General features: G+C 55.0%; 18 protein-coding genes and 1 tRNA gene. 9 read left to right on the forward strand and 10 right to left on the reverse strand.

The window, feature by feature from the left end; translation table 11 throughout:
* The coding region (gene ade, locus WCE46_RS05350) for an adenine deaminase (protein ID WP_424732668.1) at positions 1-1,554 on the forward strand (1,554 nt) is incomplete at its 5' end.
* Between the two features lie 335 nt (positions 1,555-1,889).
* Here ade and WCE46_RS05355 read toward each other — a convergent pair.
* The 3 genes from WCE46_RS05355 to WCE46_RS05365 all read right to left on the reverse strand — a co-directional run bounded on the left by WCE46_RS05355 (position 1,890) and on the right by WCE46_RS05365 (position 5,017).
* Positions 1,890-2,207 (reverse strand): hypothetical protein, encoded by a 318-nt coding sequence (locus tag WCE46_RS05355; RefSeq protein WP_424732669.1) that lies wholly within the window; start codon positions 2,205-2,207, stop codon positions 1,890-1,892.
* 781 nt (positions 2,208-2,988) lie between these two features.
* The gene (locus WCE46_RS05360; protein ID WP_424732670.1) at positions 2,989-4,173 is read right to left on the reverse strand and encodes an SLC13 family permease; all 1,185 of its coding nucleotides are present in this window, start codon (positions 4,171-4,173) and stop codon (positions 2,989-2,991) included.
* Between the two features lie 163 nt (positions 4,174-4,336).
* Entirely contained in the window at positions 4,337-5,017 is a 681-nt protein-coding gene (locus WCE46_RS05365; protein ID WP_424732671.1) for a 2,5-diamino-6-(ribosylamino)-4(3H)-pyrimidinone 5'-phosphate reductase, read from the reverse strand.
* A gap of 179 nt (positions 5,018-5,196) precedes the next feature.
* Between WCE46_RS05365 and WCE46_RS05370 the strand changes: the two genes are divergently transcribed.
* Positions 5,197-6,285, forward strand: a complete 1,089-nt coding sequence (locus WCE46_RS05370; protein ID WP_424732672.1) for a sensor histidine kinase — start codon at positions 5,197-5,199, stop codon at positions 6,283-6,285.
* A gap of 135 nt (positions 6,286-6,420) precedes the next feature.
* On the opposite strand, the gene WCE46_RS05375 is transcribed toward WCE46_RS05370, so the two are convergent.
* Entirely contained in the window at positions 6,421-8,415 is a 1,995-nt protein-coding gene (locus WCE46_RS05375) for a cation:proton antiporter (RefSeq protein ID WP_424732673.1), read from the reverse strand.
* A 314-nt stretch (positions 8,416-8,729) separates the two neighbouring features.
* On the opposite strand from WCE46_RS05375, the gene WCE46_RS05380 reads away from it, so the two are divergent.
* Entirely contained in the window at positions 8,730-9,188 is a 459-nt protein-coding gene (locus WCE46_RS05380; RefSeq protein ID WP_424732674.1) for a hypothetical protein, read from the forward strand.
* Positions 9,189-9,443: 255 nt separating this feature from the next.
* On the opposite strand, the gene WCE46_RS05385 is transcribed toward WCE46_RS05380, so the two are convergent.
* Positions 9,444-9,517 (reverse strand) — tRNA-Phe (locus WCE46_RS05385).
* Between the two features lie 109 nt (positions 9,518-9,626).
* On the opposite strand from WCE46_RS05385, the gene WCE46_RS05390 reads away from it, so the two are divergent.
* A complete protein-coding gene (locus tag WCE46_RS05390; protein ID WP_424732675.1) occupies positions 9,627-10,595 on the forward strand; it encodes a DHH family phosphoesterase in 969 nt (322 codons plus the stop codon).
* Between the two features lie 342 nt (positions 10,596-10,937).
* Positions 10,938-11,495, forward strand: a complete 558-nt coding sequence (locus WCE46_RS05395; protein ID WP_424732676.1) for an HdeD family acid-resistance protein — start codon at positions 10,938-10,940, stop codon at positions 11,493-11,495.
* 361 nt (positions 11,496-11,856) lie between these two features.
* Here WCE46_RS05395 and WCE46_RS05400 read toward each other — a convergent pair whose 3' ends face one another.
* The 3 genes from WCE46_RS05400 to WCE46_RS05410 form a co-directional block, all read right to left on the reverse strand.
* A complete protein-coding gene (locus WCE46_RS05400) occupies positions 11,857-12,459 on the reverse strand; it encodes a HEAT repeat domain-containing protein (RefSeq protein ID WP_424732677.1) in 603 nt (200 codons plus the stop codon).
* Positions 12,460-12,688: 229 nt separating this feature from the next.
* Positions 12,689-14,359: a zinc-ribbon domain-containing protein gene (locus WCE46_RS05405; protein ID WP_424732678.1), complete on the reverse strand. Its 1,671-nt coding sequence runs from the start codon at positions 14,357-14,359 to the stop codon at positions 12,689-12,691.
* 106 nt (positions 14,360-14,465) lie between these two features.
* The gene (locus WCE46_RS05410; RefSeq protein WP_424732679.1) at positions 14,466-14,915 is read right to left on the reverse strand and encodes a hypothetical protein; all 450 of its coding nucleotides are present in this window, start codon (positions 14,913-14,915) and stop codon (positions 14,466-14,468) included.
* 167 nt (positions 14,916-15,082) lie between these two features.
* On the opposite strand from WCE46_RS05410, the gene WCE46_RS05415 reads away from it, so the two are divergent.
* From WCE46_RS05415 to WCE46_RS05430, 4 genes are all read left to right on the forward strand, one after another.
* Complete coding sequence (locus WCE46_RS05415) at positions 15,083-15,721, forward strand: hypothetical protein (RefSeq protein ID WP_424732680.1); 639 nt, start codon at positions 15,083-15,085, stop codon at positions 15,719-15,721.
* A gap of 94 nt (positions 15,722-15,815) precedes the next feature.
* Positions 15,816-16,286, forward strand: coding sequence for a hypothetical protein (locus WCE46_RS05420; RefSeq protein ID WP_424732681.1), 471 nt, complete (start codon positions 15,816-15,818; stop codon positions 16,284-16,286).
* A 341-nt stretch (positions 16,287-16,627) separates the two neighbouring features.
* Positions 16,628-17,572, forward strand: coding sequence for a tetratricopeptide repeat protein (locus WCE46_RS05425; RefSeq protein WP_424732682.1), 945 nt, complete (start codon positions 16,628-16,630; stop codon positions 17,570-17,572).
* A 63-nt stretch (positions 17,573-17,635) separates the two neighbouring features.
* Positions 17,636-18,970: an AIR synthase-related protein gene (locus WCE46_RS05430; protein WP_424732683.1), complete on the forward strand. Its 1,335-nt coding sequence runs from the start codon at positions 17,636-17,638 to the stop codon at positions 18,968-18,970.
* Between the two features lie 37 nt (positions 18,971-19,007).
* On the opposite strand, the gene WCE46_RS05435 is transcribed toward WCE46_RS05430, so the two are convergent.
* A complete protein-coding gene (locus tag WCE46_RS05435) occupies positions 19,008-19,799 on the reverse strand; it encodes an alpha/beta fold hydrolase (protein WP_424732684.1) in 792 nt (263 codons plus the stop codon).
* A gap of 73 nt (positions 19,800-19,872) precedes the next feature.
* Positions 19,873-20,391, reverse strand: a complete 519-nt coding sequence (locus WCE46_RS05440; protein WP_424732685.1) for an NADH-quinone oxidoreductase subunit B family protein — start codon at positions 20,389-20,391, stop codon at positions 19,873-19,875.
* Positions 20,392-20,400 lie beyond the last annotated feature (9 nt).

The raw sequence follows: 20,400 nt of genomic DNA on the forward strand, positions 1-20,400 counted from the left end.
GCGGTAAAATCCGGCACGATTGTCGGGATCGGCCGCTCGTACCGGGGTTTTCACGAACGGGATCTCCACGGGGCGTACCTTGTCCCGGGCCTGATCGACGCCCACGTCCACATCGAGAGCTCGCTTCTGGTCCCTCCGGAATATGCCCGGCTGGTCGCTTCGCACGGGACGACAACAGTGATCACCGACCCCCACGAGATTGCAAATGTTGCAGGAGTGGCCGGGATCGAATACATGCTTGCCTGCCGCGCCGGGTTACCCGTTGACATCAGGTATATGCTGCCGTCCTGCGTGCCGGCAACTCCGCTCGACACCGGCGGTGCCTCGCTCGATGCCGGGGCACTTTCCGGCTTTTTAGGTCGTGACGGGGTCATCGGCCTGGGCGAGATGATGAACTTCCCCGGGGTGCTCGCGGAAGACCCGGCAATCCAAAAAAAACTTGCGATTGTACCGGTACGCGACGGCCACGCCCCGCTCCTTTCCGGGATGGACCTGAATGCCTACATCCTTGCCGGGCTCCAGAGCGACCACGAGTGCACGACCCAGGCAGAGGCTGAAGAGAAACTCCGGCGCGGGATGTATATTTTTATCCGGGAGGGGTCGACCGAGAAGAACATCGCGGCGCTCATCCCCATGGTTACACCGCAGAACGTATCCCGGTGCAGTTTTGCGACCGATGACTGTCATGCCGATCTTCTCGCCCGGGAAGGACATATCGACCGGTGCATCCGGACTGCCATACGCTGCGGGCTTGAGCCGGAACTTGCGATCCGGATGGCGACACTCTCAGCGGCAGAACGCTTCGGGCTCTCTGACCGCGGGGCGCTTGCACCGGGCCGGCGGGCGGATCTCTGTATCGTTGACGACCCTGTTTCGTTTACCGTAAAAGAGACACTCTGCTGCGGAAAGCCGGCGGCAGCCTATACCGGCCCGGCTGCCATGCCGTCCCTTCCTGCCATGGTCCGGTGCACAACGCCAACCCGGGAACAGATACAAATCCCTGGGCAGGGGACAGCGCGGGTCATCGGCCTTGTGCCCGGCCAGATCATCACAGCGTCGCTGCAGTATGATCTGAATGCGGTCGCACTTCCCGACCGGGAACGGGACCTTCTCAAGATCGTGGTCTGCAACCGGTACGGCAGACAACGGATCGGCACCGGGATCGTGCACGGTTTTGGCATTAAGGAAGGGGCAATTGCCGCAAGCGTCTCCCACGATGCACACAATATCATCGCGACCGGTGCGGGAGATGAGGAGATCCTTGCTGCTATCGCGGAGGTCATCCGGGTTAACGGAGGGATGGCGGCAGTAAACGGATCGGAGGTCACGGTGCTCCCGCTGGACTGTGCCGGCCTCATGTCCACGCTCTCTGCCCGGGATGTCGTAGAAAGGCTGGATGCCCTGCGGGAAGCAACCAGGAAACTGGGGGGCATTGCTGAGCCGTTCATGTATCTCTCGTTCCTCGCTCTCACCGTGATCCCGGCGCTGCGGATCACGGATCACGGGCTCTTTGATGCGGTCGCATTCCGGGATGTGCCGGTGTTTATGGAATAGATCCCTGCGTCACGCTCTTCGGGCACCTTTCCGGGCATTCCCGGAACAGAAGAGTGACTGGTGCCCCATGTTTTTTAATCTTCACGAACCTTGCCGGACTTTTTTTGGAATAACACCTGTTGACTCTGATTAAATCCAAAATTTATTCCTGCCAATAACAGAAATAAGTTGTACAGGTAATCGGGAAGAAAAGGCACGGCCGGCTTGTCATAAGATAAAAAAATATCAGATCCGAAAAAACGATTTGATGGTTTAATTGCTTATTCTGACCATTTTCCTGAAGGATAAACAGACTGTATTTTCATCCCACGCCACGTTAATAGATCCTTCATGCGTTAATCCAGTTGTCTCAATCTGATATCACCGATGAGATCTAAATTTGAATTGAGGATAACTTTTGCTTCCCACGCAACAGCACCCATTCTTGTTGCTCGTGCTTTTACATTCCGGTGATCTTTAGCGGATAAATCTGAGGGTTCATCAGAAATAGCCGATATTACCTGGACAAGTATTTTACCCTCTTTACTATGCGCTTCGATGTTCGCTGAACCCAATGTATGAGTATCCCATTTATCGATAGTGAAACCTTTTCCTTTAAAAAATTCGACGGTATATCCCTCTCCGGCCTTCTCTATTTCATGTGGTGTTGGCATTACGTTCTCCCTCCAGATTCTGTGATTTGCTCTCATGCAGTTAAACGGCGATTGTCCATAAATAACATACTATATCCCCATGAGCAAGGAGTGCCGCCGCACCAAAAAGGGACGCCCACGCGGCGGATAGAGCGAATAAATTTTTGGAAACGTCGCTCCGCCACAAATCCCCTTCAACCGAATGGATGCATCATCGCAACCGGGGGATGCCCGAGCGGCGGGGGCGCAAAGCCCCAAAGAGCATGCTCTGCTAAAAGATCCTGGTGTAACTCCCACCGAGAATCCCACATTTACCGACGGTAAAAACCCCACAAAACCACCGTATCCCGCCATCCGGATACCCCTGTTTCATTCATACGAAGCCGAGGGATGAAGATCTCCGGCGTTTTCCCGGAAAAACCGGGTCGCTTTTTCCCGATCAGGAACCCCCTTTATTTTTCGGCCATATTTTCATTCCAGTCCATTCCAGCGTTCCGCATGACCAGTTGATCATCCCCATTTTCATGGTCAAAAGAACGCGGCTAAATTGCACGGTTTTTTCCTGATTAAAAAGGCCCATTTCAAAAAATATCGATATAAAACAAAAATCGTGCAGTGGATTGGCACCATTTCCACTGGAGCGTCCCGGCCCCGGATCCAGCCTGAAAACTCTCCGTCGGAGAATGGATCATGGGAGAGGGCATGTCCGGCCACCGCCCCCATTTATAAGGGGTGCCCTGCCCAAAGGGTGGTTCTCCCCGCCCAATCTTTTTTCTTTCTGTGGGGCCATCTCTCCTCTCCCCTACACGACTCCCAGAGACACCGCATAGATCCCGAACTGGATCAACGTCAGCGGCACCCCGATCTTCGCGAACTCCCAAAACGTCAGCGTCTCTCCTCTCGCTTCAGCCTGCTGGATAATGATCACATTACTCGCTGCGCCAAGGATCGTAAGATTTCCGGCAATCGTGCTCCCGGCGGCAAGCGCCATGAGATGTGCGGTCGTGCCCCCGGCCTGCAGGAGGAGTGGCTGGAAGAGGGCGACAAAGGGCACGTTCGAGATGAACTGGCTGATGACGACGCTCGTTGCGAGGATCGCGGGAACGGAGGCGAGTCCCGCGACACTGGCAAGCGACTGGAAAAATCCGGTCTGCCAAACGGCTGCCATCAGGACGAACATCGCGGCAAAGAAGATGAGCGTACACCAGTCGATCGCTTTGAGCACCGCGACCCTCTCGCCCGAGAAGATAATGATCGGGAGGGCAGCGGCAAGGCCGATCAGGGGCAGGGGGATGACGATGGCGCCGGTGACAAGCGATGCGGCGATGTTTGCGATAGCGAGGCCGATGAGGATCCCAAGCGAGCATTGGACGATCCGGGTGAGCGCCGGGTCGGGGACGGCAGCGGGCGAGGGCTCGCTAGTGGCGGGTGCGGACGAGGAGAACTCCTTACGGTAATACAACCGGAGCACCAGCCACGCGGCGGCGAGGCTTGCGATGGTCGGGAGGAGGAGCCAGGCAGCAAACGTGACAAACGGTGCGGCGAGTCCGCTGTTGACTGCGACGAGCAGGTTCTGCGGATTTCCTATCGGGCTTGCAACGCTGCCGGTCGTAATTGCAAACGCGAGGGCAAAGAGCAGCATCTTTTTTGGGAGACTGCACCGTGCGGCAAGACTGAGCACGAGCGGCGTCCCGATGATAGCGAGCGTGTCGTTCATCAGGAGCGCCGAGAGAATCCCACAGCCGAAGATCACAAGGGCGAGGAGCTGGCCCGGGGATTTCGCGTGCCGTAAGAACCGGGATGAGAGCAGGTCGAGGTACCCGCTCCGGGAGAGCGCTTCCCCCACGACAAACATCCCGAACAAAAAGACCATCACATCGATGTTTATCGCGGCAAGAGCTTCGGCAGGTGCAATCTGGCCGAGGAGGAGGACGGCGACCGCTCCCCCGAGCATGACCTGCCAGATCCTCCAGGAAAACCTTCCCACCTGCCGCACGGCGATGAGGCAGAAGACGGCGGCAAGGACAATGATCGCAATATACGTAGTGGAGTATTTCCCGGTTCAGGCACATGAGCCTTGGCACCGGCTCTGAAAGGAGCCGTACCTTACAAGAGAGAGCCAAAAAATTCCCGGTTTTTTAGGAAACCGGTCACTGCGGTTTTACGGTCCAGTGGAGGAGGATGCCATCATCCAGCCGGGTTGTGTCGGCAAGAGTGAGCCGGGCGAACTCTGTTTCCGTTATCCAGCCAGGGCCGTCCGCGAGCGTCGGCGCATCCTTCCCGCTGATAACAATGCTCCCGATATAGGTATAGATCTCATCAACGAGCCCGGCCCGCACAAGGCCGGCAATCAGCGTCCCACCGCCCTCCACCATGAGCCGCCGGATCCCCATCGCCCCGAGTTCGTCGAGCACCCGGACGAGGTCGACTTCCTCGTCCCCTGCGACAATGACCGTCGCCTTTTTCCGGAGCACGTTCACTCGCGCCGGGTCCGCACGCCCCGCAACCGCCACCACCCGCAGCCCGTCGCCTTTGTTGAGTACCGAGGCGTCGGGGGAGATCCGGGCCCGGCTGTCGATGACGACCCGTGCGGGGTGCTCCCCTTTTCCCTCCTGCTGCCGCCGGCTTTTGAGATCCGGGTTTTTTACCGTGAGCGAGGGATCATCGGCGAGTACCGTCCCGATTCCGACCATCACCGCATCGCAGCCCGCCTTGAGCCGGTCGACCCGGGCAAAGTCCTCTGCACCGGAGATCTTCACCTGTCGGCGTTCACGGGTCGAAAGTTTCCCGTCCGCACTCATCGCCACGTTGACAACAACCGAGGGGCGCATACGAATAGTGTTCTTGTTTTTTAAGATTTTTATACCCCTCCGTAAAACAGGCTGCCGGAGAAGGATACGGTGCCGGGCTGTTGCCTGCTTCAGTCATAAGATACCAAGGTTCATACATTGCACCCGGATTCCCATGGAGAACGCATATATAACAACAGAAGTAAAAAGCCTCAATGCCGATGGCTGGTACATCTCAGAAGAACCAGCAGTTCGCGTCTGAACGGGACGATCTGCTGCGCGGCGGTGTGATCGCACTGCTTGCCGCACTCTGTCTTCTGACCACGGTCTTCGCGTTTGCTCACGATATCGATATCCTCACCACCCCTATCTTTTTTCTCCCCATCATCTATGCGGTGTATGCATTCCCCCGGCGCGGGATCATTGTTGCGGTCATCTGTGCCTGTGCTTACGAAGTCACCGGGTACGTGTTCCGGTATCCGGACCCCGTGGAGCTTGCTGCCATTACCGTTCAGGCTGTGCTCTTTGTGGGCATCGCCGGCATCATCGCGTTTTTGATCGAGCGTACCAAAAAAGAGGAGATACAAAGACTGGAGGAGAAGATCAGATGCGACAATGAACAGCGCCGGGGGATCGTGATGACCGTCGCCCACGAACTCCGGACACCACTCCAACCCATCATTGGATACCTCAATCTGCTTCTCGAGGATCCTGAAGAAGCCGGGCTGACAGAAGAGACGCAGAAACTCCTGAAACGCTGTCTCGAAAGCGCAGACCGCGAACGCCAGATCATCAACCGTATGCTTGATCTCTCGGTCCTTGACTCCGGAAAAATCCAGCTTGCCATCACCCGTTTTTCTCTCTTTGACCTTGTCCAGAGCGTGATCGATACCAACGAGTACGCCGCAAATGCGGATATTACAGTAAAGATTCCCAAAAAAATCACCGTTGCTGCGGATATGAACCGGATCTTTGTCGTTGTCGATTCAATCCTCTCAAATGCGGTACGGTATTCCAGCCCGCCGCGGACAGTTGTTGTTGACTGCCATTCCGGTGACACCGATCCATTCTGCCATATCTCCATTACCGATAACGGGATGGGAATTCCCCCCGATACACAGGGTTCGATCTTCGAACCGTTCCAGCTTGCCGATGCGACGACCCTGTCACGGAAGTTCGACCGGATCGGGCTCTCTCTTGCCATTGCAAAAAAGATTGTGGTCATTCATGGCGGGGATATCACGGTTGAGAGTACGCCGGGTGTCGGGAGCACATTCACCATTCATCTCCCAAAAATGCCGCAGAAATAAAGCCGGCTGCCTCCGGCTTGCAGGTATTTCCTGAAGAAATTACTTCGTTGTTGTCGTGGCGTACGGACACAAATAGCTGCACAATAAAAAATGGTGGGAGTGGAGAGAGCAGCTCTCCTTACGTGTCCCCGGGTATTACTTCCCTGCCGAGAAAAGCGGGATAATTTTTCCCGCCTTCTCATCGGATATGAAAAAGACCAGCGTATCCCCTGCTTCAAGGCGCATGGTGGGGTCGGGCTGGGTAAACCGCATCGTCCCCCTGCGGAACCCGAATTCACGGATGCCGAACCGGTCTTTGAGGCCCAGTTCGGCGATGGCCTTTCCCTCCACCGAAGACCCGGGTTCCACCCGTACCGTGTGGACATGGGTTGCCTTAAAGAGCGTCTCGAAATTCTGTACCTTCCGGTGCTGGTTCGGGTCGGTGCACCGGGTAAAGAGGGCATTACCCAGGCGTTTTGTTCGTTCGATGATCCTTACGACTTCCTCGTCCGGGATCTGGTAGTGGTTTAAGGCGCGGGTGAATATTTCGAGCGCTGACTCAAACTCCTCGGAAATGACCTCATCTGCACCGAGATCGAGAAGGTGTTGTGCGTTTCTGACGTGCCGCGTCCGCGCGAGAATATGCACGTCGGGTGCAAGCTGCCGGGCCGTATGAATGATGCGGGGGATCGCCTCCTCTTCAGAGACTGCCACAACGAGTGTCCGTGCCTGTCGTATGCCTGCATGTTCGAGCACTTCCTCCTGCACGGCATCCCCGAAGATGAAATTGGGCCGGTACTGGGATCGCTCCTCCCGGATGATCTCGGGGTTGAGCTCGATGACCATATAGGGGATACCGGCAAGTGTCGCGGCCCGGGCCACGCTTTTCCCGGTGATTCCGTATCCGGCGATGATGATGTGGTTTGAGAGCCCCTCTTCGGGTGCCGTCTCACCCGGCCGAAGGGTAATTTCCCGTGAAATCCTGTTCGGGAAGAGCCGGTAGAGCAGGTCGACAACAGAAGGGGAGGCGCTCATGGCAAACGGGGTAAACGCCATAGTGACAACAGCCCCGGCAAGGAAGAGCTGGTAGACCGGTACCTGTATAACACCGGCATCGAGGCCGCTTTTCGCGAGCACAAACGAGAATTCCCCGATCTGGGCGAGGGCAAGGCCGCAGAAGACACAGACCCGTGTCTGCATGCCGAGCACCGCAGCTGAAAAGGCACCGGTCAGGATCTTGACACCGAATATAATGAGGATGATCAGGGCCACATAACCGAAATTCCCGAGAACAATACTTGTGTTGAGGAGCATCCCGATCGAGAGGAAGAAAATGGCGGCAAAGACATCGCGGAACGGGATGATATGGCCCAGGGCATCGATATTGTAATCAGACTCCCCGATGATCAGGCCACCGATGAACGCACCCAGCGTGAACGACAGGCCGGCCTCACTGGTGAGCCAGGCAATGACAACGCAGATGCCGGCGATCGTAAAGAGGAAGAGCTCGCGGCTGCGCTCCTTTGCCACCCTGAAAAGCAGCCGGGGGATAACCCAGTACCCAAGAACAATGATCACAAGGATGATAAGGGCAATTTTTGTTACCTGATAGGGTATCAGGGATATGTCAAGACCGGCCCCATTCCCGGCAAGAAGCGGCAGCACGAGCATCATCGGGATGATGGCAAGGTCCTGGAAGATCAGGATCCCAAGGAGCGTCCTTCCCTGGATCGTATCGACCTCGCCTTTCTCCTGGAGGATCTTCATGACGATGGCCGTACTTGAAAGGGAGATGATAAAGCCGAAGATCAGGGCCTCGGCAAACGGCATCTGGAACGCGAGCGTGATAAGCGTAATTGCGACGATTGTCGTACAGACCTGGACAATACCCCCGATAAGGACCGCGCGCCACGAACGGAGAAATGACTGGAACGAAAATTCGAGACCGATAGTAAAAAGCAAAAGGACGATCCCAATCTCGCCGATCGTGCCGATGAGGGTCTGGTCGGTAATCAGTGCAAAACCAAACGGCCCGGCCAGCATGCCGATAATAAGGAAACTGACGATACTGGGCAGCCTGAATCGCTGTCCGAGGTACAGCAAGACGATGGACAAAATAAGGACACAGACGACGGCAAGCATGATGTCCATGAAAAGCACCACCAGACAGGTAATTTCGGTATAGAGGTACCGGCGTGAGAATAATTATAGGTTCCGGGGGGACGGGAATGGCGGATCCCTGACAGCCCTTCTGTAGTTATCCTGCTGGTTACCCAATCGTCCACGGGATGACAGGCTCATCTCCCTGTAATCACCGTTCATGCGTAAACGTCTGTAATGATGGGGCATTGAAAAGAAGGTGTTGGTGGCTCAAAGCCGGACACACACCTGAACAGCTGACGCTCCCGGATGAGAAACAGGTAAAAATCGAAACGATTATTTAGTGACTTTATATATTTTAGAACATGTCGAACAGAACTGCCCTCGTCTTTGTCGTCTTCGTTTGTCTTGCTGCGATTCTCGTGGCCGGATGCACCAGCAGTACAGCAAGTGCAAATGCCCAGACTAATACGGGGCCGGCTGCAACCATGACACAGGTTTCAACCTCAGGAATGGTAACACCGGCAGCAGCGCAAGGAACGACAGCAGCTGCATCGCAGGATCCCATTGTTGGAAAATGGTCAACCCCCACCGTTAAAGGGTACAGCGCACAGGTCGTCTTTGGCGCTGACGGAAGTTTCACCGGGTATCTCAACGGCGGAAGCCAGGTAATGAAATCAGGGACCTGGCAGAGTGCCGGCAGCGGCAAATATACCATAACTATCTCAGGTACTGCTGCACCCGTGAACTGGGTATTTGAGGCCAATACCAATGTGGCCTACGATACTGCATATCCATCTATTGTATACTCCCGTATGAGTTGAGTATACCGGACTTTTACCCTTTTTTGACGGAGAGTTTTTTTTCTTTTGCTTTTTGAGAAGCGCACAGATTGCGCCGGCTGGCGGGTCATCGGTCAAACGGTTTTGTATGCATTTAGAATGCCTGCACCAGACAAAAGATCCTGTAGTGAAGATGGCAGGGAACTAAAACTCACCGTTTGTGTTCTATGGAATCCTTCGTAAAATGCGAGCACAGCCTGCCGTGACACAAAGTCAGGATATAAAATAAGGATTTCATGCCCCAGCCCGGATTTGAACCGGGGACAACCAGATCTTCAGTCTGGCGCTCTCCCAGTCTGAGCTACTAGGGCAGGAGTACAAATGTTGTCAGTTGTGATTAATAAATGATACGCTCGACAGGGTAGTATGACTCCCTCCTGACCGCTCTTATTTATGTCCCGCCATGCCAGTATTAACCTGATGCCTCCTTCCCCCCGGCGTGCGGATGACACCGCCGGTCTTGCCAGTGCCATTGCCTCGCGCACCGCCCATGTCGTTCACCTGACGCACAACGATCTCGATGCGGTCGGAGCCGATGCAATCCACCGGATGAAGTTCGGGAAAGACGGGGTGTTTACGGTCTGGAGTTCGGTGGGAAAGTTCGCCGGCCTCTTCTCCCTTATCGCGTCCTGCCCCGGGAAAGGCGACATGCTCTCGATCTCGGACCTCGGCTGCCAGAAGGATATGGAAGCAGTCACGGGCAGGGCACGATCAAACGGCTGGGTCATCGAATGGCGGGACCATCACCGCTGGCGGGAAGAGGAGATTGAAAGGATTAAAAAACAGGTCTCCCTCCTCCATATCGATACGGATGTCTGCGCAACCGGGATCGTCGCACGGGACCTTGCGCCGGGGGACCCGGTGGCGGAGGAGGTTGCCAGAGTCGTCTGCGATTACGATCTCTGGAAACATGCCGATCCCCGATCCGCTGTTCTCGGGCAGGTACTCCAGAGAAAGAAAAATCGGGACCACGTCCGCGACTGCCTTGTTGCAGGAATTTTTTCCGACGCGCAGATCGAGACCGAGTACGCGGAGATCAGGGCCGAGATGGATACAATGATGGACCGGAGCCTGCGGCACACCACATTCCTCGGTAAAAAGTACCGGATCGCGTTTGCCCCGCTCTACGGCTACCCGAGCGAGACAGCGCATTTCATCCGGGGGAAAAAGAACACCGATATCGAAGTGATTATTGGGAAAGACGGAAAGTTCTCGCTCCGGTCAGTGCCCCCGGTAAGCCACCTGATCGCACGGGAGTTTGGGGGCGGCGGACACCCGAACGCGGCGGGAGGCAGTTTCTCCTTTACCGTGGTCGAGCGGTTTACCTGGTGGCTCTTTAAGAAGAGCCGGCACTTTGACGAATTCGTGAAGATCGCAGAGAAATTTTAAAACGCTGCCCATCAGGGTCGTGTTTTCAGAGCAGTATACAAAGCACTCTGCAGGATGATGCTGGCATGATCCGCAACTGTGCGATCATGATCAAACTGGCATCTCTTTTTTTTGTTCTGTATACCGGCTGATACTGCAACACCACGCATCAGGGGCAGAGGATCAACTGGACATCATCTGCGATAGTGACAGTGCATCAGTCGGTCCTGACAATGACCCCAGGGAAACAATCCCGTGGTATCATCAGGAGCAACCTGCTCCCGGGTTTTTCCGCTGTTTGATTACCGGAGATATATAAAAATATTTATCTGCCAGCGCGTACGAAGGGATTTAGTGTTGCCTATGGCCACGAACACAATTCCTGTTGAAAATATTACCGGCGTCAAGTGGGGATCACTTGTCCTCCTTGGTGTACTCGCGGTGATATTCGGACTCCTTGTCGTACTCTTCCCGACCATATCCGCTACGGTCCTGGTTGAACTGATCGGGATCCTTATCATCCTTGTCTCGTTTGCCGCACTTATGCTCTCTGCACTCTCACCGGGCGGCTGGAAAGCCTCGATACTCCTTGCCGTTCTTGCTATTATCGGGTTTTTCTTTGGGATCGCCACGATCATCCATCCCATTATCATGGGAGAAGTGATCTTCCTCATCGCCGGCATTGCCCTCTTCCTCGGTGGACTTATCGGGCTTGTGCTCGCGGCCGGAGAATCGCATATGACGCACCGGGGTCTCTTTGCCCTGCAGGGAATTCTTTCGATCATCATCGGGCTTTTACTCTGCGTCCTCCCCATTCTCGGCGTCGCCCTGATGGTTCTCTGGGTAGGCGTGATTCTGGTTGTTTACGGTATTCTGGGAATCGCCCTCGGGTATTGTATCCGCTCCCTGCCGGTAGCTTGACTCAAAAGGTTATCATTCCTTTTTTTATCTGTGGCAAAACAGTTACGTTCCGTCTTTACAAAACAGGCAGATTGGAGGATGCCGGATCACTGCTTGTATTATGGAGTGCCGACGGATTGTCAGAACTCTGCCCTGGCAAAAGAGAGATTTACGAGAGAGGAAACGAAAACGGGCAAGCCCCAAGCAATTGATTGGTCATGCCCTGCGGTCTGGTATTAAAAAATAATCCTTCCAGCCCGGACGGGTGATGCCAAAAACCGGGCAAGGATCTCTCGCAAACAACATACCGTACGAGTCCAGACTCACCATAAGGGTCAATACAGCTGCAGATACCGGGGAGGTTTTATTTTGTCGGACCGGGTTATTTCAGCGCCCCGGCAATTTCTTCCCGGACCGTCTCATCGATTTCCGTGGAAAGGGCCTCTTTGAGAGCGGTCGTAACCTTCTCTCCCCCGATCACGGAAAGTGACCGTACGGCCATCAGTCTCACGAGCCGGTTCTCATCTTTTAGCAGGATGATCAAGGGATCGATCGCCGTGGAATCTCCAAGGCCCTTCAGCCCCTTTGCCGCCATGTACCGGACATGGTCGCGGTTGTCCCGGAGACCCTGGACGAGCGGTTTTAGCGCCTTCTCATCGGCAAGTTTCCCGAGAGCCTCGACCGCGCGGTACCGGGTCTCCCACCGGGGGTCGTTTACCGCTGCGGCAAGAGGTTCGGTCGCAGCCTTGCCGGTGGCAACGAGCGCGAGCATCGCCTGCTCCCGTACGGATTTATCCATATCCCCGAGTGCTTCGATTAAAGGCCGTATAGCCTGCGGGGTTTTTGCATTGCCGAGCAGGTATGCCGCATATCTCCGTACGGCCGGGTCTGCACCGTCGTGCAGGGTATGTACCAGGACATCGATGCCCTGCTTTCCAAGATCTTCTGCCCCTTCCGGTGCCGGTGGCACCTGTGTTTCCGCCATGATAGAATCCTCATGGACTATGTACCATCCTGAAAATATTAAAACACTGTACGATCCCCTGTTCTGACATCAGGTACTGGCGTTGCAGCATACGGGATCTGCCGGTCAAAAAAGGCGGGTGCCATTTGCACCGGCTGTACCAAAATGGATACACCACTATTTTTCAGAAATTCACGACAAAAAAAGAAAAATTTTCTGGAATAGTTTTGCATCCGGGTAAAAAGAACAATTATTTCGTAGTAGCCGTTGTGTTGACCGCTGTCGTGGACTTAACCGTAGTATTGGTTACCGGTGCCGTTGTTGCGACGGTTGTCGTACTGCTGCCCCCGCTGACCACCGGCTGTTGGGCGACCCCGGTCGTCACGTTGACGGAGAGTGTCACTTTGCCATTCGGGGCAGTAGTGGAGCCGGTGGAAAGTAATTTACCATCCTTGTAGATCGATACCGTAATCGCGTGACTTGAGCCATCCTGTTTCGAGAACGAGGCCGCCACATTACCGGTTGCACTCACGCCGGTTGCATTCACCACTTCCATATCCTTCTCACCGGAATTTGTGTCCTTCTGCAGGTTATCCGATGTCCCGTACGTCCCGGTCCACCCGCCGAGATAATTCACGTAGACGTAGACCCCGGTCTGGGGAATGGAGACCGGTGTCTGCGTTGCTACAACAATGGCAGAACTGTTATCAACAGTGGATGGGGCTGTTGGGGCTGTTCCTGCAGCGGTTGCTGCGGCAGAAGAAGATCCGCTTGAACTATGCAACAGGTTCCCGAGCGATCCCATCTTTGGCAGGATGACTGCTGCTGCGACAACGGCGAGCAGGATAATCACGATAATACCGATGACGAGGACAATCTTCTTTTTGTTTACGGGTTTTTTTGGCCGGGGCGGTGCTGACGTGGGCATCGATGCCGGAACAAGGGGAGTGGGGGGCAGATCCTTGGGGGAGAAGAGCCGGGGCATAAACCGTTTCTTTACAGGGGTTGCGGTTGCAGGCTGTTCCCGGGCTATAGGTTGCTCCCAGGCTGCTGGTGCCGGGTTAGCCGGTTCCGGGGATACGGGTTGTGAAAATGCCGGCGTGGGCGGGATGGGGCGGGGAGGGTCGCGGGGCATTTGTGCGACAGATTTCCCGATGAGCGGTTCGATGGACTGGATATCCTGATCGATCGGACGCCCTTTTAGTGCTGTGAATGCTGCCGGTGTTGAGGGAGCAGGCTTCGGGGCCGGTGTCGGAATAGTCTCTCCTGGACGTACTATCCGCGTGCCGCAGTTGTTGCAGAAACCGGAACCATCAGGTACCTTCGTACCGCACCGGGTACAATAGGTACCAAGTATCTCTTCCGGTGCCGGGGCGGGAGCCGGTGCAGGAGCAGGTGTGGGGGCCTGCCATGACTCCGGGGGATTTTCCATGATCTTTTTTACTGACGGTGAAAAATCGGCCGGTCGTGCCGGAGGTACCTGACGTCCTCCCATCTCATACGCAGGCTGCGCAACTTTATTCTGCCCGGATTGTGCAGTATCCATCCCGGGGATAACCTTGCGCATCACCTGTTCAAATGATGGTGTATGGTGCGCCTTGATCTGCCGGACCCATTCGTCCCGTTCCTTACTCCGGTTCCCGCCGCCCTCGCGTGAGAAAGTCAGGACCATCTGCCGTGTTCCGCCGGTCTTTGTGATGACTCCCAGGCTTACGATAAGATCCCGGATTGCATTTTCACCTGCCTCCACCGATTGGATCGTGGCAAGCGGGATCTCTTTTGGGGGCAGGATGCCCTTGAGCCTGTCAACGAGAATAATTCGTTTGTTGGTAAGGATAGCCTCAAACGAAATCGATTTGACATGGACTCCCTGCGTCCGCATGAGAATCTGTTCGTCACCATGTAATTCCGGATCATCCATACTACTACTCCCTCCCACTATACTTTCAACAGTGGGATGTCTGCCGAGAAAAAGATATTTGTCTGTCTCCGTTCCCAAACGAGGGGCCCGGAAAAGAGGTCGCGCGTCACCGGCCAAAGATGACAGAATCGGTCAATGCCCCATGACGGGCGAGGACGTCTTTAAGTGGTCCAGATGCCAGCATCCGGGCCTTAACGACAGATGACAGGGAAACCCCGGACTCTTTTGCGAGAGGGTCCTTTGGGTCACAGCTGCACAGTTCACCGGACAATGCCTGGTCAAACACATCCTTGATGATATGGTTCTGGACAAATGTCAGCTCGGTCATCATCTGCTGGCCGGGTATCCGTGCTGCAGCAAATGAGAAACGGATCGCATCTTCGAACTGGTGAGAGCCACCTTCTGCAGAAAGTTTAAGGATGCATGAGACCTCATACCGCTCATTTTCCACTTTTTTAATCGCTGAATGTTCAATACTGAGCATCTGCACCCTTCCCGATGGAATCAGGTGGATGTGGTGATCCACATCAAGCATCGCAATACTGCCGGCCGTCATTATTCTTCCCTCGGAGGAACTGTTGCCGGGCGGGGATAAAGTGTTTGTGCCAGTCCTTAAGAAACCGGGGACTGATGAAGACGGGGCAGGGATACAAGAAGGATAAACTCTACCCAACGCAAGCATACTCCGACAAGCATTTTATCTGATATTGTCAATCGTACCGTATGTATCCCGGATCTGCCGTTCTCTGTGCAGTTCTCGCAATCGTTCTTGTCAGTGCGGGCTGCCTGTCGGCAATTTTCCCGGAGCCGGTGTCGGTACAGGCACCGACCCTGACCCCGACACCGACGCCGGTACCCACGACAGAGAGCGCGGTCGCGACCGTCCCGGTATCCCAGATGGCACTCCAGCTTTCTGATATGCCGTCAGATTATATCCTCAAGGATCGATCTGACCTCACGTACCTGGAGATGGACCAGATGTCGCATGATCTGGGCTGGAGGGCCGGGTATGGGGTTACGTATTACCGCCTGGACCAGGAAAAATACGACATGACAGAACTCCGGCAGGTTATCGATCTCTATCCCCTGGCAAACATGAACAAGGTATTTGACATCGAAGAGGAGGCCATTACCGCACAGGAGAATGGGACGACACAGATCTATGAACTACCCTGCCCGAATATGGGAGACCGGACGTTTGCCTACCGTAAGGACGAGACCCGGGGCCCCCTCTCGATCACGACATACTCGATCATATTCACCAACAAGGATGTTTATGAAGAACTGACCATGAGTGGCACAACGACGGATTTTGAGATGTTAAAAACACTGGCGAGGGCTGCGACAGATAAGATCCAGTAGATTCTTTGCTCTGAAATGAGAGGATACCTGCAGGAAACGTCAGTCATTGGATTTCACATCAGATATTTCGGAATTATGGAAAGGAGACAGTAAAATGACTTTTACCTGCCGGCAATGCGGGACATGCTGCATGTACCTCGGCGACTACATTGTCATCGATCACCAGATTGGACCGTTTGAGTTTGCCTGCGAATCTGTTTCGACCGGAACCGGCTTTGTCGCCCGGATTGATGACGACAAACGGGAGATCTTCCGCGATCACACGTTCCCTGAAAAATATCCCCATGCCTGCCGGTTTCTCCGTCCTGACGGTAGTCTCCTGCGGTGTACCATCCATCGTGACAGCCCGGCACAATGCAAGTTCTACCGCTGTGTGATCATGCGGGTGAGCGATCCCGGGGGAAACCCGGTGGGCACCGTAACCGGCACCCTTAACCTGCACTCAGAGGATCCCCGGTTGCGTGCAGTCTGGGAAGCAGCAGAAAAAACTATTCCGGAATCTCTTTCGGATTTCGAAGAACGCCGGAAGCAGTACCTCACCGGGCAGGGATACCAGGTCACCTGAATGAAAAACCTGACTGTTTTATACCCGTCTGACGACGATCAACGTCTCTCCGGTTGCCAGATATACCCTGTATCCTGCCAAAAGGCGACCCGGATTTTTCTGTCGGTATAATACGGTTCAGGCAGGAACAGGAGCGGAATTTTTTGCATGGCAGATAATCAGATCCATGAGTCCGGTTATCACGTATTTCAGAGATCGCCGGATACGGATTCATGCATACATTAAAAAATCAGAAAACCAATGAACGTCTATACTGGTATTCCAGAGGCCTCATGCATTCTTCCCAGGATGACCCAGATGCCCGGGTATTCTGTCCGAGTACAATGATTCAGACTCCCGCCATGGAAACTGGCAGGCATGAGGGATCTGCTCTTGAATATTACCATGAGGGTCTCGAACGGGGACGGGAAGGCCGGCATGAGGATGCCCTGACCTCATTTGCCTTTGCACTGGCCATAAATCCTGCGCTTGCCGCCGCATGGGCAGGGCAGGGTTTTGCCCTCGGAAAACTGGGGAGGTTCGAGGAAGAGATAGAGTGCTGCAATCAGGCACTGCGGATCGATCCTGCCTGTACCGATGCCTGGAATTACAAATGTTTTGCACTGGGAAAACTTGGGCGATTTGAGGAAAAGGTGGCGTGCTGCGATCAGGCGCTTACGTATGATCCCGAAAATGCGTCTGCATGGAATAACAAGGGTGTCGCACTTGGCATGCTGGGGCGATACGAAGCAGAGATCCGGTGCTGCGACCGTGCACTGGATCTGCGGCGCCGGTACCTCTCGGCGTGGGTAAACAAAGGCTATGCACTGGGGAAACTGAAACGGTATGAGGAGGAGATATCCTGCTACAACAGGGCCCTTAAAATATACCCCTTTTACTTTTCTGCCCTCATTAACCGGGGTATTGCATATATCAACCAGAAAAAATACCCTGATGCACTCGAAACACTTGATTGTGCGCTTGCCATTAATCCACTTCACCCGCAGGCCCTGTACCGGAAAGGCCTCGCCCTTTCCATGCTCGGCAGGCATGGTGAAGCGATCCCCTGCCTGCATCGGGCGCTTTCATCTGACGCCTCGATTGCCGACGCATGGGTGGTTTTGAGCAACTCCTGTTTTGCGCTGGGGAGGCTGGAAGAGTCGGCCCGGGCATTTGACCAGGCGTATTATATTGATGTTCACGATGTCAGGGAGGGGATTGTCAAGGGGCTCTCCCTGTTAAAAGCAAAGAAGTTAGATGATGCCCTCCGCAGTTTTTCGGACGTGTTGGGCATCCTGCGCCGGTAAGTCCCGGGTCACGGTCCAGAAAAATACCCGTGGTATTTATGGATCCGGCACGAATACGGATGCATGGATGTTGAGGAATATGTCCGTATGCATCTCGCGGCCGGTGAGGATGAAGGGACACTTTTAAAAAACCTCGTCGGGCGTATAACGGAAATAAAACAGACCAGTCCTGCATATACAACAGCCTTTGCCCGGGCAGTCATTGAGGAGGTCAGAAACACAGAGGGGTTGACTGGCGACTTTTTTGAGTTCGAGCCGGCACGGGTGAAAATGGGGCAGTTCGGGGTCGGTTCCCGGGGAAAAGGCGATTTTTTTGCCCACCGGGAAATTGCCCGGATCATCGGTAAGACCTCCGCATCGGTTGGTGTAGACGAGATGGACGATGCCGGGGCGGTAAAAGCCGGCGAGGAGTATATTGTCTGTACTGTTGACGGGATGCACTCGCGGCTCTCGGATTACCCCTATCTTGCCGGGTTCCATGTGACCCGTGCGACGCTGCGGGACCTCTACGTAATGGGGGCAAAACCGGTCATGCTTTTTTCCGATATCCACGTGGCCGATGACGGGGATGTGGCAAAAATATTCGATTACACCGCGGGGATCACAACGGTCGGCGAGGTGATGGATGTGCCACTTGTCACCGGTTCAACGCTCCGAATTGGTGGCGACATGGTGCTTGGGAGCCGGCTGACCGGTTGTGTGGGCTGCGTGGGTGTCGCCCGTCACCTGACTGCCCGAAAATCAACACAGCCAGGCGACGTGATCCTGATGACCGAGGGTGCGGGCGGCGGGACGATCGCGACAGCGGCCATATATTCCGGGTTCCCAGAGGTTGTGGAAGAGACGATCAACCTCAACTTCCTCCTGACCTGCGAGGCGCTGATCAAAAACCCGGTCTTTGATCAGATCCATGCGATGACGGATGTAACAAACGGGGGACTCCGGGGCGACATCTTTGAGATGACCGAGACCGCCAGGTGCCGGATGGTAGTGCGGGAGGAAGATACACGATCCCTTGTCAATCCCCGGGTGCAAAAGATGCTGGAAGCGCTTGAGATCGATTTCCTCGGTGTCTCGCTCGATGCGCTGTTGATCGTTGCGCCGCAGTCTGCTGCTGCCGAAATTATCCGGGTGATCCGGTCGACCGGTGTCAACTGCCGGGAGATTGGGTACGTGGAAGCGGGAACACCGGCTTCGGTGCTCGTCCGGGACGGGAAAGAATCCGACTTCCAGCCCCGGTTCCGGGAGTCCGCGTATACCCCGGTAAAAAAGGTGGTCGATACCGATGTCCCGGCATTTGAGGAGATGAAAAAGGGCGTCCTTTTGGCATCGGAAGCGGCCATCGCAAAGAAGAAGCGGGTGCTTGCACGGCTGATGAAAAAAGAAACGACCAGGTGAAGCGTACCGGTTATCTGAACCGTTACGCGATTTTGTTTTAAATCTCCTGCACCAGAATACGATAAAACTCTTCAGCGGCGTTGCGTTCTATCCAGGGCCGGTGGCCGCATTTCTGCAGGAGAACAAACCGAAAGTTTTTGAGTTCCTTTTCGAGCGGAATCTCCACGCCACGGGCCGGGTGGGGGTCATAATCCCCATGAATGGCAATCACCGGGCACGTGATCTCCCGTGCCATATGAAGGAGCGTCTTTTTGCGACGGAGCTCGCACGCTTCATCCCATACACCGCGGAAAACGTCGTACTGGCAGTAAAATGATTTGTCATCCGGGGTCAGGGGATCAAAGGTATCTGCCCGGCCAAGCAGGTTCCCCAGCCGGGCAAGGAGTGCATTCTTGTCTCCTTCTTTCCCGTCAGCAGCCGGTTTTTCCAGCTGCTCCAGCAGTGCCTCCGCTTCCCGATGATCCTCAGGTGTAAGCCGTTCGAGCCGGGTTTTTGTGATCGATGCTGCATCCTGCTCTTCAAAGGGAGGGCAGCCCACAAGGATCAGCTTGCCTACGAGCGCCGGATACCGTGCGGCAACCATCCATGACAAAAACGCCCCCCACGAAAAGCCCACAAGGGTGACCGGTACCCTGCCGTCCCTCTCCAGCACGGACCTGAGTTCCCGAACCTGCCCCTCAAGGGTGGTCTCGGTCTGGAATGGTTCCAGTACTCCTTTGACTGCAGAGAGTTCCCGGGCGACCGATGCCATCTCGCCCGGGGCGCCCGGGCCACCGTGAACAACAGTTACCGGGTAGGGTCCTGCCCCCCATTTTCGAACCGGGCTCATACAGGTATCCGGTTATCGCTTTCCGGTATAAAGTGTTCCCGATACAGGTTAGATGGGGGAGACGGGGGATCGTTTATGGTGTTTTGCCGGCCGTTCGCATGAGGGCAAGCAGCCCGGTAAGGATCTGCGTGGGTGTGGGAGGATTGCCAGGGATTTTCATGTCGACCGGTAAAATGTTGTCCGCCCCGCCCAGCACCGCATATGTCCCTTTATAGATCCCGCCATCGCAGGCATCGTCCCCGACAGCCACCACAAATTTTGGGGATGGCATCGCATCGTAGGTTTTCCGGGCGGCAATTTCCAGGTTGTGCGTGACTGCACCCGTCACGAGCAGGACATCAGCATGCCGGGGGGAGGCGACAAAGGAGATACCAAAGCGTTCCACGTCGTAGAATGCATTTGCGAGGTTGTTTATCTCGATCTCGGCCGCGTTGTCGCTGCCTGCATCCAGCTCCCGGATTGCAAGGCTGCGTCCGAACCGTGCATCAATCTCCCGTTTGATCTCCCGGCCGAGCCTTTCTATCTCCTCATCGGGTATCGGGCGGGTTTCGGTTACTTTCTTTTTGAAGAGGCAGGAAAATGCGTTTACCATCTCATCTCA

The sequence above is a fragment of the Methanoregula sp. genome (assembly GCF_049690535.1).
Lineage (GTDB): Archaea > Halobacteriota > Methanomicrobia > Methanomicrobiales > Methanospirillaceae > Methanoregula.

Excerpts from the sequence above, each read along its gene's own strand:
- WCE46_RS05355 (WP_424732669.1), bottom strand. The coding sequence starts at position 2,207 with ATGCCAACACCACATGAAATAGAGAAGGCCGGAGAGGGATATACCGTC.
- WCE46_RS05380 (WP_424732674.1), top strand. The coding sequence starts at position 8,730 with ATGTCGAACAGAACTGCCCTCGTCTTTGTCGTCTTCGTTTGTCTTGCT.
- WCE46_RS05395 (WP_424732676.1), top strand. The coding sequence starts at position 10,938 with ATGGCCACGAACACAATTCCTGTTGAAAATATTACCGGCGTCAAGTGG.
- WCE46_RS05370 (WP_424732672.1), top strand. The coding sequence starts at position 5,197 with ATGGCTGGTACATCTCAGAAGAACCAGCAGTTCGCGTCTGAACGGGAC.
- WCE46_RS05405 (WP_424732678.1), bottom strand. The coding sequence starts at position 14,359 with ATGGATGATCCGGAATTACATGGTGACGAACAGATTCTCATGCGGACG.
- WCE46_RS05415 (WP_424732680.1), top strand. The coding sequence starts at position 15,083 with ATGTATCCCGGATCTGCCGTTCTCTGTGCAGTTCTCGCAATCGTTCTT.
- WCE46_RS05440 (WP_424732685.1), bottom strand. The coding sequence starts at position 20,391 with ATGGTAAACGCATTTTCCTGCCTCTTCAAAAAGAAAGTAACCGAAACC.
- WCE46_RS05430 (WP_424732683.1), top strand. The coding sequence starts at position 17,636 with ATGGATGTTGAGGAATATGTCCGTATGCATCTCGCGGCCGGTGAGGAT.
- WCE46_RS05400 (WP_424732677.1), bottom strand. The coding sequence starts at position 12,459 with ATGGCGGAAACACAGGTGCCACCGGCACCGGAAGGGGCAGAAGATCTT.
- WCE46_RS05390 (WP_424732675.1), top strand. The coding sequence starts at position 9,627 with ATGCCTCCTTCCCCCCGGCGTGCGGATGACACCGCCGGTCTTGCCAGT.
- WCE46_RS05420 (WP_424732681.1), top strand. The coding sequence starts at position 15,816 with ATGACTTTTACCTGCCGGCAATGCGGGACATGCTGCATGTACCTCGGC.
- WCE46_RS05375 (WP_424732673.1), bottom strand. The coding sequence starts at position 8,415 with ATGGACATCATGCTTGCCGTCGTCTGTGTCCTTATTTTGTCCATCGTC.
- WCE46_RS05425 (WP_424732682.1), top strand. The coding sequence starts at position 16,628 with ATGGAAACTGGCAGGCATGAGGGATCTGCTCTTGAATATTACCATGAG.
- WCE46_RS05365 (WP_424732671.1), bottom strand. The coding sequence starts at position 5,017 with ATGCGCCCCTCGGTTGTTGTCAACGTGGCGATGAGTGCGGACGGGAAA.
- WCE46_RS05410 (WP_424732679.1), bottom strand. The coding sequence starts at position 14,915 with ATGACGGCCGGCAGTATTGCGATGCTTGATGTGGATCACCACATCCAC.
- WCE46_RS05435 (WP_424732684.1), bottom strand. The coding sequence starts at position 19,799 with ATGAGCCCGGTTCGAAAATGGGGGGCAGGACCCTACCCGGTAACTGTT.